This is a genomic window from Deinococcus sp. Arct2-2 (assembly GCF_004801315.1).
Lineage (GTDB): Bacteria > Deinococcota > Deinococci > Deinococcales > Deinococcaceae > Deinococcus.
The window spans coordinates 76593-89779 of record NZ_SSNW01000001.1; the positions used below are offsets into that span (position 1 = coordinate 76593).

At 63.4% G+C, this 13187-nt stretch carries 12 protein-coding genes; 4 read left to right on the forward strand and 8 right to left on the reverse strand.

The window, feature by feature from the left end:
* Position 1: 1 nt before the first annotated feature.
* Positions 2–487, reverse strand: coding sequence for a DUF4395 domain-containing protein (locus E7T06_RS00330; RefSeq protein WP_136363863.1), 486 nt, complete (start codon positions 485–487; stop codon positions 2–4).
* A 260-nt stretch (positions 488–747) separates the two neighbouring features.
* On the reverse strand, positions 748–1263 hold the full coding sequence (locus E7T06_RS00335) for an RrF2 family transcriptional regulator (protein WP_136363864.1): 516 nt from the start codon (positions 1261–1263) through the stop codon (positions 748–750).
* Positions 1264–1337: 74 nt separating this feature from the next.
* On the opposite strand from E7T06_RS00335, the gene pyrF reads away from it, so the two are divergent.
* Positions 1338–2150: an orotidine-5'-phosphate decarboxylase gene (gene pyrF, locus E7T06_RS00340; RefSeq protein ID WP_136363865.1), complete on the forward strand. Its 813-nt coding sequence runs from the start codon at positions 1338–1340 to the stop codon at positions 2148–2150.
* Positions 2151–2156: 6 nt separating this feature from the next.
* On the forward strand, positions 2157–2624 hold the full coding sequence (locus E7T06_RS00345; protein ID WP_136363866.1) for a DIP1984 family protein: 468 nt from the start codon (positions 2157–2159) through the stop codon (positions 2622–2624).
* A gap of 235 nt (positions 2625–2859) precedes the next feature.
* Here E7T06_RS00345 and E7T06_RS00350 read toward each other — a convergent pair whose 3' ends face one another.
* Positions 2860–4077 carry a cysteine desulfurase-like protein gene (locus tag E7T06_RS00350; protein WP_136363867.1) on the reverse strand — a complete coding sequence of 406 codons (1218 nt, stop codon included), beginning with the start codon at positions 4075–4077 and terminating at the stop codon, positions 2860–2862.
* Between the two features lie 110 nt (positions 4078–4187).
* Here E7T06_RS00350 and E7T06_RS00355 point away from each other — a divergent pair, with 110 nt between their 5' ends.
* The gene (locus E7T06_RS00355; RefSeq protein WP_136363868.1) at positions 4188–4724 is read left to right on the forward strand and encodes a hypothetical protein; all 537 of its coding nucleotides are present in this window, start codon (positions 4188–4190) and stop codon (positions 4722–4724) included.
* Positions 4725–4775: 51 nt separating this feature from the next.
* Here E7T06_RS00355 and E7T06_RS00360 read toward each other — a convergent pair whose 3' ends face one another.
* From E7T06_RS00360 to E7T06_RS00380, 5 genes are all read right to left on the reverse strand, one after another.
* The gene (locus E7T06_RS00360) at positions 4776–6029 is read right to left on the reverse strand and encodes a benzoate/H(+) symporter BenE family transporter (RefSeq protein ID WP_240740765.1); all 1254 of its coding nucleotides are present in this window, start codon (positions 6027–6029) and stop codon (positions 4776–4778) included.
* Positions 5987–6793, reverse strand: coding sequence for a PhzF family phenazine biosynthesis protein (locus E7T06_RS00365; RefSeq protein ID WP_240740766.1), 807 nt, complete (start codon positions 6791–6793; stop codon positions 5987–5989). Before E7T06_RS00365 ends, E7T06_RS00360 begins: the two co-directional genes overlap by 43 nt.
* Positions 6794–6923: 130 nt before the next feature.
* Positions 6924–8117, reverse strand: coding sequence for a homocitrate synthase (lysS, locus tag E7T06_RS00370; RefSeq protein ID WP_136363869.1), 1194 nt, complete (start codon positions 8115–8117; stop codon positions 6924–6926).
* Between the two features lie 96 nt (positions 8118–8213).
* Positions 8214–9347, reverse strand: coding sequence for a GTP pyrophosphokinase family protein (locus E7T06_RS00375; RefSeq protein ID WP_136363870.1), 1134 nt, complete (start codon positions 9345–9347; stop codon positions 8214–8216).
* A gap of 175 nt (positions 9348–9522) precedes the next feature.
* The gene (locus E7T06_RS00380; RefSeq protein WP_168733305.1) at positions 9523–10878 is read right to left on the reverse strand and encodes a transposase; all 1356 of its coding nucleotides are present in this window, start codon (positions 10876–10878) and stop codon (positions 9523–9525) included.
* 217 nt (positions 10879–11095) lie between these two features.
* Between E7T06_RS00380 and E7T06_RS00385 the strand changes: the two genes are divergently transcribed.
* Complete coding sequence (locus E7T06_RS00385) at positions 11096–13075, forward strand: N-acetylmuramoyl-L-alanine amidase (RefSeq protein WP_136363871.1); 1980 nt, start codon at positions 11096–11098, stop codon at positions 13073–13075.
* The last annotated feature ends 112 nt before the right edge of the window (positions 13076–13187 follow it).

Here is a 13187-nt window from a genome sequence, read left to right on the forward strand (position 1 = left end):
TTCAGCGGCTCAGAACGGCGTAGCGCAGGCGGCGGTATTGGAAGTACATCAGGCAACCCACACAGATTTTTTGCGACAAGTTCAGCGCGGCGAGGGCCACCACCATCAGCCCCAAAACGGTGCCCAGCACGGTCAGGCCCAGCACACCGCTCACTCCGGCGGCCAGCAAAAATACGCCGCCCACGCCCTGTGCAAAGTGATGGGCGCGGGGGTCTTTTTCCACCACGTCCGGCTTGAGGCCCAGCACCGGCCCCGACATTCGGTAGGCAGCCCGCAGCGGCGAGAGATCGGGGCGCACCGCACCCAACAACATGGCCGCGCCCAGTGCCAACAGCACGAGGAACGCCCAGCCGGAAACCGCGCCCAGCACGACGCCCAGCAGCGTTACGCCCACCACAGTCCACTGATTGAACCGCAGCGCCGCGAGGTCGGTGCGTGCGGCCACCTTCGGGGAAGGAGAGCTTGGGGAAGAAGGCAAAACCGTCATGCCCACAGCATAGCGTACTAGATGACAAGAATACTCAACTTGTCTGCTTTTGCGTCGGGGGGTGGTTCAGGTGTTGCTGGGGGCAGGGTCTAAGGGTCGAGGGGTCTAAGAAGGGCGCAGGGGCAATCGCTGACGCTCACTCCCCCCGCTGCTGGCGCAGCTCTGCGAGTCCCAGCCTCCCCCGCAAGGGGGGAAGAGCAAAAGAAGGGTTTCACGAGCTGACCGTAGACCCTTAGACCTACATCGCCCACACGCCCCGCTTAGGCGTTCGGCTTCAGCAGGTGGCCGAGGCAGTGGCCGTAGCTCACGCCCTGCCGTGCATCCACCACCAAATCTTGCACGCTGAACTCTTGCAGCACGGCCAGCATCGCGTCACGCATGCGGGTATAAATGGTGTTGCGGGCGTGGCAGCGCTCCTGCTCTACGCACTCTTCATGCCAGTTCAGGCTAATGCAACTCAGCGGTGCCACCGGGCCGTCTATGGCCCGCACCACTTCGCACAGGGAAATAAGCTGAGGCTTGCGGGCCAGTGCGTAGCCGCCGCCGATGCCTTTTTTGCTCTTCACCACGCCTTTGGCGGTCAGGGCAGCCAGAATCCGTACCAGATACGGGCGGTGAATCCCGGTGGCCTCGCTGATTTCGTCGCTGGAAATCCAGCGGGCGGGTTGGCCCACCACTTGGCCTGCTGGAGGCTCGGCGGCCACAGGCAACCCGTGTTGAAGTCCCAAATATCCAAGTGCCTGAAAAGCGTAAACGTCGGTGGCCGAAAGCCGCATAGCCGCCAGTGTAGCGCGGCGGTGCGCTTGTCACGCTGTTGCTGCTCGTCAGCGGCGTGTTAGCCTGCTCCCCGATGCCTGCGCTGCCTGCCTTTGCCCACGCCGTTACCGAGCGCACCCGCACCCTCAATACCCGGCTGTGTGTAGGCCTCGATCCCCGCGCCGACGCCTACCGCGACACGGCGCATCTGCGGCTGCATACGCTGGATGTGCTGGAAGCCACCGCGCCGTTTGCGGCCTGCGTCAAGCCTCAACTGGCTTTTTTTGAAGCCTTAGGCCTGCCCGGTTTTACCCTACTGGAAGAAGTTTGTGCGCTGGCCCGCACGCTGGGTCTGCCCGTGATTCTGGACGGCAAACGCGGCGATATTGGCAGTACCGCCGAAGCCTACGCCCACGCTTGGCTGGGCGGCCCCCACGCCGGAGACGCCCTCACGGTCAATCCATTTTTAGGCTTTGCCACCCTAACCCCGTTTGTGGCGGCGGCGCGGGCAAACGGCGGCGGCATTTTCGTGCTCGTGAAGACCAGCAATCCCGATCAGGCCGACGTGCAGGGCAGCGGCATCAGCGAGCGGGTGGCCGTAGAAGTGGCCCGCCTGAACGCGGAAGAAGAAGAGGGGGAGTTCGCAAGTGTGGGCGCAGTAGTAGGGGCCACGCATCCCCGTGACCTTGCCACCTTCCGCGCCCTGATGCCCCGCGCCTTGTTGTTGTTGCCGGGTTTGGGCGCACAAGGAGCCGCCGCCGCAGACCTCGCGCCTGCCTTTCATGCGGGGGGCACGGGCGCACTCGCCAGCGCCAGCCGAGGCGTGCAGTACGCCAGCGGGCTAGATGTAGCGGCGAGTGTGACGGCGGCCAAGCGGTTCCGGGATGAGTTGAATGCGGTACTCTAGCTGACCATGAAGCTTGCTGAAGCCCTGATCGAACGTGCCGACCTGCAAAAACGCGCTGCCCAACTGACAGAGCGAATTACGAGCAACCTGCAAATTCAGGAAGGCGAAGAGGTCTCCGAAGATCCCCGCGCCCTGATTGCCGAATATATGAGCGTAGTAGAGGCGTTGGAAGCGCTGCTGCCGCGCATTCACCGCACCAATCTCAGCACCCGCTTGGGCCTGCTGCAAGGTGCGCCCAGCCTGACCGAAGCCCTGACTGAGCGCGACATGTTGGATTTGCGCCTTAGGATGTTGCGCCTTGCAGCAGATGCGGCTTCTTTAAAACAGCAGCGATATAGCAACACCGAACTCCGCACCGTCGCCGTCATTCCGGCTCGCGACTTACAGGCTCAGGCCGACGCCTTGGCCCGCCAGCGCCGGGAACTGGAAACCCGGATTCAGCAGACCAATTGGTTGACAGAACTGACCGACTGAACCGATAATGAGCGCCGGAAACGCGGCACACTGCGGGCGAGGATTCACCCCCCGGCGGGGTAAGCCGACCTCCGAAGTGGGCAGACCGGGCTAATGCTCCAAAACTCTTACATTTCAGCCCATCACGCCGCACTTCTGACTGTTCAAGCTTCACACTCTTCACTTCCAGTTTCCTGACGCATGCCGCGTTTCCAGTGCGCTCCTCCACCAGTTGAGGGAGCGCTTTTTGTATTTCCTATGGCCGTTTCAACCCGTCCAGCAACCGCTGCACATCGTCCTCAGTGGTGTAGTGGGCGATGCTGGCCCGCACCACGCCTTCCGGGTACACGCCCAAATCTTGCAACGGCTGGACGGCGTAAAAATGCCCCGCGCCCACATCTACGCCGCGTGCGCTGAGGGCTTCGGCGGTATGGGCAGGCGTCTCACCTGCCACGCGGAAGGCCACCGTTCCCACCCGGCCCTCGGTGGTGTGCGGGCCGTACACCGTGACACCGGGCGTGTGCAACAGCCCGTCCAGCAGGCGCGTCAGCACAGGCCGTTCTAAGTCGGCAATGCGGGTAGAGGCGGCTTGAAGTGCAGTGCGTGTCAGCATTTCTCCACCGCCCAATTCGCGCAGATAATCCAGCGTGCCCAGCCAGCCCGCCAGCAGCTCAAACGGTGGCGTGCCGTATTCCATGCCCGTAATATCGCCTTCTGGTACAAAGCTGAGTTTGGGCCAAGGCAACTGCCCCCGCAGTTCGGGCCGAATCCACAGCGCCCCCAAGTGCGGCCCCCAGACCTTGTACGGGCTGAACGAGACGAAATCCGCGCCCCACACCCCTACATCGGGGAAGCTGTGTGGGGCAGCGTGAACGGCGTCTACCACCGTCCAAGCCCCGGCAGCGCGGGCCAAAGCCGAGACTTCGGGAATATTCACGGTCACGCCCAGCACGTTGCTGGCGGCGGTCACGGCCACGAGGCGAGTGTGGGGCGTCAGCAGGCTTCGCAGGTCGTCCAAATGCAGTTGCATGGTGGGCTGGCGGGCGTGCCACACGCGCACGGTGACGCCTACCCGCTCCAGTTCGCGCCAAGGACTGGCGTTGGCCTCATGCTCCAGCCCACTCAGAATGACTTCGTCGCCCGGCCCCCACAGCCGCGCAAAGGCCGCCGCCAAGCGGAAATTCAGGGCCGTAGCACTAGGGCCAAGTGCCACGTCGGGCGCTTCGGCATTCATAAGAAGGGCCGTCGCTGCCCGCGCCCGCGTTTTCAGGTCAAGTACCGCTTGTCCCGGCGCGTGGCTGGGCATGGCGTTGGTGGCCCCAAACTGCGTCAGGTGGGCCGTAATCGCCTCTATGCTGCGCCGGGGAAGCAGGCCGCCCGCCGCGTTGTCGAGGTACGCCCGCCCATGCAGCAGCGGCGGAAACTGGTCACGCAGGGCGTGCAGTGCGAATGGCAGAGTGTCGGTGGAAGGCATGGGGAGAGGATACGGCGTGAGCGGGGAATAGGCCATGAAAATACAAAAGCCAGCTGCAATTTGGGGAATTCAGAACCAAGGAAAACCGGAGGGGCAAGTAAGGTGAGACCATGAGTCCTGAGGAGTTTGACCGTGAGGTGCGTCAACTGGAAGGCATGCGCCTGAAACAGATTCGGTACTATGAGCACCCTGGGAGCTATCCCGCATGGCGGGGTCTCTCTGTGCTGGACGACATTTCTTACGGCGTCGACTTAATCGGTGAGGATCGTTCGTTCTGCGTAACTTGGGACAACACCTTTATTGATCACGGTTTGGGCATCTTCGAGGGAATTCTGTTGGATCGGTTGCACGACACACTTGTGACTAATGTGACGCAGGGCAGTCGGTGGTCGTCACTGGTTGGGCAACGAATTTTAGAGGCGCGTGTTCATTGGTACTTGGTCACAGAGGTGCAGCCGGACGATTTGGAGAAATACCCGCAGAGCATCGAGCTCCTGTTTGAGCAAGGAGACGTGGTGCTGCTCAGCGCAGCAATGCCACAGCCGGGAACTCAATCCCTGCTTGAGATGTCGGAGAATGTAGTTGTTCTGTTTGGTGATGACACCATCCGGGAACATGCCATAGGTGGGAGTCGTTCCGCTCGATAGTCCCCGATGTACAGCCAAATTGTTCGGTGTTCATCGCCCAAAACCCATAGCTCATGGCCTATTTCGCCGCCCCCCCAGCCACAGCACCGCGCCGCCCACCAACAGGCCCCACACCGGACTGCCCACGCCCCAGACCGTTACGCCGCTGGCCGTAATCGCCAATGTCAAAAAGGCGGCTTCCCGCTCCTGTCCCGCACCCAGAGCGGCCACCAAACTGCTGAGCGCCGTGCCCACCAACGCCAGCCCCGCCAGCGCCGACACCACCGCGACTGGAATGGCGGCCACTGCGCCCACCAGCCACCCAGCAAAAATGCCCAGCAGCAGATAGAAAAACGCCGCGCTGAGGCTGGCAGGCCAGCGCCGCGCCGGGTCGGGGTGGGCTTCTTCTCCGGCAGAAATGGCAGCGGTAATGGCGGCCAGATTGGTGGAATGCCCGCCGAACGGAGCCGCCACCAGACTGCCAATGCCCGACGCCGTAATGAGCGGACTGGCCGGGACGCGCCCGAAGCCGCACGCACGCAACACCGCCAGCCCCGGCAACTGCTGAGAAGCGAGCGTGAGAATGGTCATGGGCAGGGCCAAACTCAGGGCGGCCCGGACGCTAAAGGCTGGAGTTGTCCAGACCAACGTACCAAAAATGGACGTACCAGACAGGTTCATTTGGCCCACAAGTCCCGCCGCCAACGACAGGCCCGCGCCCACCACCAGCGCCGCCGGAACCGCCCAACGCGCAAAGTAAATTCGGCCCAGCACGAAGACGGCCAGCATACCGCCCACGGGAACTGGGGCCACCGGCAAGGCCCGGAATGCGCCCAGCACGAAGGGCAGCAACACGCCCGCCAACAGTGCATTCGCCAAAGCAGGCGGCAACCGCGACGTGACCCGCTCGAACGCGCCTGAGACGCCCAGTGCCAGCATCACAACGGCGCTCAGCACGTATGCGCCCAACACTTCGGGATAGGTGAGGCTGCTGCTGGCCGCCACCGAGGCCACCAGCGCCAGCCCCGGCGTACTCCACGCCATGCTGATGGGTGCCCGCGTGCGCCACGTCAGCGCCGCGCCCGAAATACTGATGGCAAGGTAACAGGCCAAGACCCAACTGGCCGTTTGGCCCGCCGACAGCCCAAAATCCCGCGCCGCGCCCACCAAGAGGCCGATGCTGCTGGCAGCCCCCACCAACACCACCACAAACCCCGCTATGCCCGCGCCCGCAGACCAATCGCGCCGCAAGTCGGCAAAGGTGGTGCGCTGCGCCGAAAGGCTCAAGAATCTGGCCCGGTCTGTACCGCTTTTCCGCCCACCCACACGCCGCTTGCCCCCGCCGATGAAGCCACGAACTGAGCCGTGAGCCGTGCAAACTGCCCCGGTTGCCGCTGCGCCCCGCGAATGCTTTCCGCGCCCTCTGGCAACTGGCCCCGCGCCGCCAGCACGCCCACCAAGCAGGCAAACATATTGGAACTCGCGGCGTCCTCGGTAAAGCCCTTCAGCGGCCCGAACGCCCGGAAACTCACGTCTTCGCGGCCTTCCGATTGCAGGGTGTACAGGATCAGGCCAGTGGTTTGAGTCGTTCTATTCAGGGCTGAAATGGCAATGTTGTCGGGTGTGAAGACGTCCAGCGTTGTCAAATCGGCCACCTGAACCAGCAGATTGGCGCGGCCTGCCGAAGCTGTCCAAGCCGCCCCGCTCAGGCTAATGGGCGAAAGATCGGTCTCTATTTCTACTGCCGTCACATCGCCCTGAAGCAGCAGCCATTCGCCGCCGCAGAGTTGCGCCCCCACGCTCTTGCCGCCCATCTGCACTTCGGTCACGTCCGCAATCTGACCCGCCCCAAACAGGTGCGCCAACGCTGCAACCGCCGCCGAATCGCTCTCGCCCTTTTCGCGGGTGGGCGTAAAAATACGTAAGGCCACACCCGAAAAATCCGCCAACTCGATGAAGGCGCTGAGCGGTGAGGCCGCAGCTTGGGCTTGCAGGTCGCCCGTGGCATCGCTGAATACAGCCACCGTTTTGCCCACAGGCGGGAACACGCGGTAAGAGGCGGGGGCGGTAGATTCGGGGTCGGTGCTCACGGGTTAGAGGGTAGCGTGTGGCGGGCTGGGGAAGCAGCCAAGTTCTAACTGCGTAGAACACAAAAGCTCTTGTCCCCACCTCTAAGGGGGGCGTTGCAAAGCAACGGGGGGGTTTACACGCCAACGCCGATTACGCGCTCACCCATTCCCGCAACACCTGTTCCAAGTGCGCGTCGTCCAGTTCATTGTGTTCGGCCAACGCCTTAATGTGATCGGTCACGCGGCGCAGGGCGTCCTCGCCGTAGTGCAGGCCCAGTTCGCGGGCGCGGTGGCCGATGGCGTGCTTGCCCGTGACCTTGCTGGCAGCCTGAATGCGGCGGCCCACGCCGAACACCCCCGGCGGAATCGCCTCGTATGCGCCGGGATTCAGGTAGATGGCCTTCAGGTGCATTCCGGCCTTGTGGTTGTAGGCAAATTCTCCGGTCAGATAGTTGTTCCACGGGATCGGCAGATCCACCATGCGGGCAATCATGCGGTCAAGTTCGGGCAGCAGTTCCAGATTGTATTTTTCGGTGAGGCCCTGAGGATCGAAAGTGAACATGCGGGCCAAAAAACCCCCCAGCGGCGTAATTCCGTTGCGTTCCCCGATGCCCAAAATGGTCGTGTCGATGTGCGTGGCCCCGGCTTCCACCGCTTCGTAGGCGTTGCTGATCGCGCAGCCCGTGTCGTTGTGGCCGTGAAACTCGATGCCGCAGCCGTCGTGAATCACTTTGCGAACCTCGCGCACCAGCGTATACACCTGCCGGGGCGTGGCGACGCCTACTGTATCGGCCAAGCCCACGCGGTGTACGCCCAATTTGGATACCGCAGCGTAGACCGCCATCAAATCGGCCTCTTCGCTGCGAAAGGTATCTTCGGCACTAAAGCGAATTTGCAGGTCTGGGCGGTTGGTTTTAATCCACCCGATGACCTCCTGCGCGGCCTCGATAATCTGGCCGATGTTCTTGCCGTGACTGAACTCGCGCAGAAAGCTGCTGGTGCCGAACAACAGGTCTAGGCCGTCTACACCCGTGTCTACGGCCCGCTGCACGTCGTCCATGTGGCAGCGTACATGGGTCAGAATTTTGGCGTTCAGTCCCAGTTCGGTCAGTTTGCGAATGTCGGCCTGCGTTTGCTGGCTCACCATCGGCGTGGTCACTTCTATAAATTCCACCCCGAAGGCGTCTAGGGCGCGGGCGATTTCTATTTTGTCGTCGGTCTTAAAGTTGCCCCGCGCAAATTGCTCGCCTTCCCGCAAGGTGGAATCGATGATGGCCCACGAGTGCGCGGGAATCAGCGGTGTGTAAGTGGCGTCGGCATCGGGGGAAAGAAGGTCATTGGTCATGGGTGTCTCTGGGCTGGATTCTGGACGCCCGGTTAATAAATGTCAAGTTTCTAGGGCACAATGCTTACCAATTGCAAAGTTTTTTAGCGGTAGGGCCTAGAGAATCCCGGCAGGCGGAGTCCGGGCCGCTGCCGTCAGTCCGGTCACTTCCTGATACACCTCGCGCACCGCCCGCACCATCTCGGCTTCGTTGCCCGCGCCGCTCAGGTCAAGCAGCGTCACCACTTCGCTAGGTTCGAGGCTGGCATTGCTGCACGCCCGCAGCAGCGCGTAATGAACCACGCTGGTGCCGGGGCGAGCGCCGCCCGCCGGAGTCCATGCCTGCCGCAGCCGGGGCATCAGCGCCGCCGCAAACCGCTTGATGTCGCCCTCGTTGCGCTTCAGTTCCTTGTGCAGCAGGCCCACCGAGCGCACGCCCACGTAATGCAGCAGGCTCGCCAAGCGCTGCGGGCGCTCCGGGTCAGACCAATGAGACAGCAGGCGCACGCCCAACTCTTTAGCCACCGCCGTATCCAGATCACGCACAGGCGGCAGCGTCAGTAGGTGGGTCATGCTCTGGGCGTCTATGAACACGTCGTCTGGAGCGGCGGCCACCCGTTCGGGCAAGGTGGCGGCGTAGTCGCGGGTCATGCGGTGCAGGGCCATAAATTCTTCGTCGGCCATTTCCAGCAGACCCGCCAAGCGGTAGAAGCGGCGGCGCACCTCACGCGGCACAGCGTCGCGGTTTTTGTAGCCCAAGTCGTGCTCTATTTCCGCCCAAGCGTGTTGAAGAATCGAGCGAATCTGCACCTCGAATCTGGCCCCACCCAAGCGCCCACCTACATCCAGTCCATCCTCTTGCAATCCGCTATCGGGCACGCGCACCACGTAATGCACGCCCATGTAGCCGAATCTATCGGGGTCATGCATCTTCGATTTGTCTATCGAGTGGTTCCAGTCCACCTGATGATGCTTTTCGATCAGGCGTGACACCACGCCCACATCCGACTCGAAGTAGGTGATGACGCGCACGGCCACCAGATCGGTCACGTCGTCCAGCGAGTCGTACCGGCCCGCCTTGCGCCGCAATTTGTCCTCTAGGCTCCCCGCCCGCTTGACCCGCCCGGTGATGTGGTGAATGTTGAGGCCCGCCGCCGTCAGCAGGCGCGTGGTGTGGGCCACCGCCGCGTCCCTGAGTGCTTCGTAGTCCGGTAACGCCTCCCGGTAAGCCCGCAGCAGATCGTCATTCATGGGTGCGGCCATGATAGGTCAGTCGGCGGAATGGGGGAGAGAGTTGTAAAGTTTTCTACATGATTTGGTGATGGGGTTTGGAAGATTGGGGTGCGAGTTTAGGAAGAGTCGCGTGTAAACCCCCAGTCTGCTGTGCAGCCAGCCCCCTAAGCTCGACTTTGGCCATTGAGGAGGGTCAGGCGGCATAGCAGAGCGCGTCTGTAAGGCGCTCGATGAACTCAAGTGGGACTTGAACCATTTCGCGTTCTGGTGCAGATGTGCGAACAGTCGGCACCTTCCACAAGGCTCGCCGAACCTCAGCGAGCGCATCAACGAAGGTCGGCAGAGTCTTGGCATACCAGGCGGCTCGACGAACCCTGACGGGATGACTCTTCCAGCGTTCGTGGGCCATCAGGGTGACGCGAGAGAACAGCCCCAGCAACGCTGGGGTTGTTCTGGCAATGGCCAGATCAGTCCACTGCCGCTGTGTTTCCACGCCCAGGTGTGCTCGAACCTCTTCACAGGTGACCTCAAGTTGCCAGCGCTGCACGAAGTACTCCAGCATCTGCCGTGGGGTCTGCAGCAGATCCGTGCAGAGCAGGGCCTGGGTAGAGAACTTGCCCTTGGGATCACGGATCAAGACCCAACGCACCCGAAGGGGTGGGAGGCCCGTGTGATACCAGACCGCCGTCTGAGAAATGATGTCCACCTCCCGATGGGTCTCCCCGTACCAGCGATTCAAGCGGACGCGCTCCCAGCGCGTCTGTGGATCATGAACCAGGGAGGCGAGGGTGGGAAGACGGTCGCCTTTCAGCCGGGGTCGGCCCATCTGGCCAGCCGCTCGATCGGGTGCTGGGTCGTAGAGCGCCGCATCCAAGCGAAGCTTGGTGATGACGGTTATTGGACGGTCTTGCTGGAGGTCGGAAAGCCACCTGATAGCCGCGTAGGCGCTGTCTGCTACCACGATCAGTGGCCGTCCAGGACACCACCGCTGGACCAAGCGAAGCATCTGCCGAGCCCAGTCCGTCACACTTTTATGCCGGTGACCGCGTTCTTCGTTGTACCGCTGTGACGGTACCAGTACCGTCAGGAACGGCAGCGCCCAGATACGATGGGCCCAGGGAATGGGGGTCAGCAGCATCAGGCTCAGCCAGCGGAGCCCGCTGGCCTTGACGAAGTGCCCGTGACTGGACCGCACCGGATCTCGGTAGATGCCCTTGGCGCTGATCTTCGCTCCAGTGCGTCGCTCTATGGTGTCGTCCAGACCGAGGACGAGCGGTCCTGAGGGCACACAGGCCGTCACGAGCAGACCGAGCAGCACGCGACTGGCTTGGAGACTCGACCAGCGCGCCCGACTCAACAGGCGGTGAAACGTCCCGAACCTTGGGTCGTCCGCCAAGCCGAGCACCCGCAACGCCGCGGTCACCGTCCGTTTTCCAGGAGAGAGCAGCGCCCCGACCACCAGGAGGTGCACCTGCGGCCAGATGCGCGCCGAAAACAGTGGAGCGAAGCTTCGCAGAACCCCCGTGAACCAAGTCGGAAGCCGTGTCATGCTCAAGTCTGACAGGGGAAGCAGCAGGCTGCTTCCCCTGTCAATGGCCAAAGTCGAGCTAAGAGGGGAGCGCAAGTGCTCTTAGTCTTCCCCTCAAGGGGGCGTTGCGTCAGCAACGGGGGGGTTCACCTTCCAAGTCAAATCAATAACTGCCGCTCGTCGCCCTCACCTCCCCGCACACATCCGGCCCATTCCGCGCCGTGCTAAACCCTCCCATATGCCGCTGCTGTCCCGCTTTGCCCTCCTCGCCACCCTGCTCGCCTGTTCTGCCCGCGCCGCCCCCGATGTGTTCGTGGCCTACCCACCCGAAGGTCACCGTGTGGCGTTCGATCATGTGATTTTAGAAGGCAGCGTGACGCCGGGAGCCAGCCTGAAGGTGAGCGGGCAGACGGTGACTGTGGGCGCAGACGGGCTATTTATGCTGTGGTGGCCGCTGCGGGTGGGCACCAACGATCTGCGGTTGGTCACTGCGGCGGGGGGGCAAACGGGCAGCCGCACCCTGCGCGTGATTCGCACTGTGCCCCGCGCCCTGCCTGCCACGCCTACCGCCCTAGACCGCGACAGCGTGACGCCGCGTATGAATCTGGAATTCTGGGACGCCGCCGCGGATGCTCCCGCCGAGCGCAGCATCCGGGTCAGTTTCCGGGGATCGCCGGGGGGCCGGGCTACGTTTCGGCTGGCGGGGGGCGCGGTGTTGCCTATGCAGGAAGGGCCAGCGGGCCAGTATTCGGCCACCTACACGCTGCCCGCTGCCGCCCGCGTGCAAAATGCCGCCTTCACAGTTTCCCTCACAGGCCGCGACGGGCGCACCACCGCTGCCGCCGCCCCCGGACGCCTGACCAGCACGGCGGCAGGCCCGCGCACCGCCACCCAGCGCCCCGATACCGTGCGTGGGCTGGGCCTCAACGACGCCACCAACGTCCTGAATACCCTCACTGGGGAACCGATGCTGTATCCCCGAAATGGCATGACTTTTGCGGTGGTGGGGCGGCAAGGCGACGACTTGCGGGTGAGGCTGGCCCCCGGCATATCGGCGTTGGTGACAGCGGCACAGGTGGCCCTGACCCCCGGTGCGCCGCGTGTGGGAGTGGCGGGAAGCGTTGTATTGGACGGTCTGCCCACTGTTGTCCCCACCTTGCCGGAAGTCTTGCCCGTACCCATTCCCCCGGCTCCAATCACCCCGCCCGAATCGCCCGTGCCTGAGCCTGCGCCCAATCCTTCTAACCCCGCCACGCCCGCGCCCACGTTGCCCGAATTGCCCCCGCAACCGACGCGCCCCAAGCAGGCCAACGTTCAGCCCATCACACCGCCGCCCGCCCCGACTGCGCCCACCGATGACCTGCGCGTGCGGGTGCCTTTGGGTGGCCTGCGCGTCCCCTTCACCCTCAATCAGGCCGATGATGGGCGCAGGCTGACACTGACGCTCTACGGCCTGTCTGCGCCTCCTGCCGTGCCTGCTCTGGCTGCCGATCCGCTGCTCTCGCGCCTGACTTCCGCATCTGCTGGCATAGGCGTATCACGCCTCACGCTGGAACTCACGGCGGCTCAGGCATGGGGCTTCAGCGCCAACTATGACGGCCCGGATTTGCTGCTGACGGTGCGCCGCCCACCTGTTTTGAATGCTTCTCAACCGCTGGCGGGCCGGGTCATCACGCTCGATCCGGGGCATGGCGGCACGCAATTGGGCGGTGCGGGCAGCCTACGCGTTCCCGAAAAAGGGCTGACCCTGCCCATCGCGCTAAGGGCCGCCGAACTCTTGAGGGCGCAGGGGGCCACCGTGAATCTGACCCGCAGCGCCGACGTGACGCTGGGGCTGTACGAACGTGGGGAAGCCGCCGAAGCCGCCCGCGCCGATCTGCTGGTGTCTATTCACGCCAATGCCCTGCCCGATGGACGTGACCCACGCGGCATTCGGGGGCCAGAAATCTACTTCACGCACCCGCAGGCGCAGGGTGTGGCAGCCCAAGTTTTGGCCTCTCTGCGCCGCACCTTGCCCGATCTCGGCCCCGGCGCAGGCCTGAAGCCGGGTGCAGATTTGGCCCTGACACGCCCCTCCACTCAAATCAGCCTCCTCGTAGAAACCGCGTACCTGACCGATCCCGGCAACCTGCGAATCTTGATGGACAAAAGCGGCCAAGAACGGCTGGCGCAGGCCATAGCAGGGGGAATTGCAGCGTTTTACGCGGGGCAGAAGTAGAGCGTGCGTCGTAGGTTGTGGGATGGGCGTCTAAGGGGCTAAGAAACCCCCAATTAAAGCCGTTGCCCTCGCCCCTTGCGGGAGCGGGGTAAGGGGGCGTCCAAGCAGCGAA

Excerpts from the sequence above, each read along its gene's own strand:
- E7T06_RS00345 (WP_136363866.1), top strand. The coding sequence starts at position 2,157 with ATGAAGCTTGCTGAAGCCCTGATCGAACGTGCCGACCTGCAAAAACGC.
- E7T06_RS00330 (WP_136363863.1), bottom strand. The coding sequence starts at position 487 with ATGACGGTTTTGCCTTCTTCCCCAAGCTCTCCTTCCCCGAAGGTGGCC.
- lysS (WP_136363869.1), bottom strand. The coding sequence starts at position 8,117 with ATGACCAATGACCTTCTTTCCCCCGATGCCGACGCCACTTACACACCG.
- E7T06_RS00335 (WP_136363864.1), bottom strand. The coding sequence starts at position 1,263 with ATGCGGCTTTCGGCCACCGACGTTTACGCTTTTCAGGCACTTGGATAT.
- pyrF (WP_136363865.1), top strand. The coding sequence starts at position 1,338 with ATGCCTGCGCTGCCTGCCTTTGCCCACGCCGTTACCGAGCGCACCCGC.
- E7T06_RS00350 (WP_136363867.1), bottom strand. The coding sequence starts at position 4,077 with ATGCCTTCCACCGACACTCTGCCATTCGCACTGCACGCCCTGCGTGAC.
- E7T06_RS00385 (WP_136363871.1), top strand. The coding sequence starts at position 11,096 with ATGCCGCTGCTGTCCCGCTTTGCCCTCCTCGCCACCCTGCTCGCCTGT.
- E7T06_RS00355 (WP_136363868.1), top strand. The coding sequence starts at position 4,188 with ATGAGTCCTGAGGAGTTTGACCGTGAGGTGCGTCAACTGGAAGGCATG.
- E7T06_RS00380 (WP_168733305.1), bottom strand. The coding sequence starts at position 10,878 with ATGACACGGCTTCCGACTTGGTTCACGGGGGTTCTGCGAAGCTTCGCT.
- E7T06_RS00375 (WP_136363870.1), bottom strand. The coding sequence starts at position 9,347 with ATGAATGACGATCTGCTGCGGGCTTACCGGGAGGCGTTACCGGACTAC.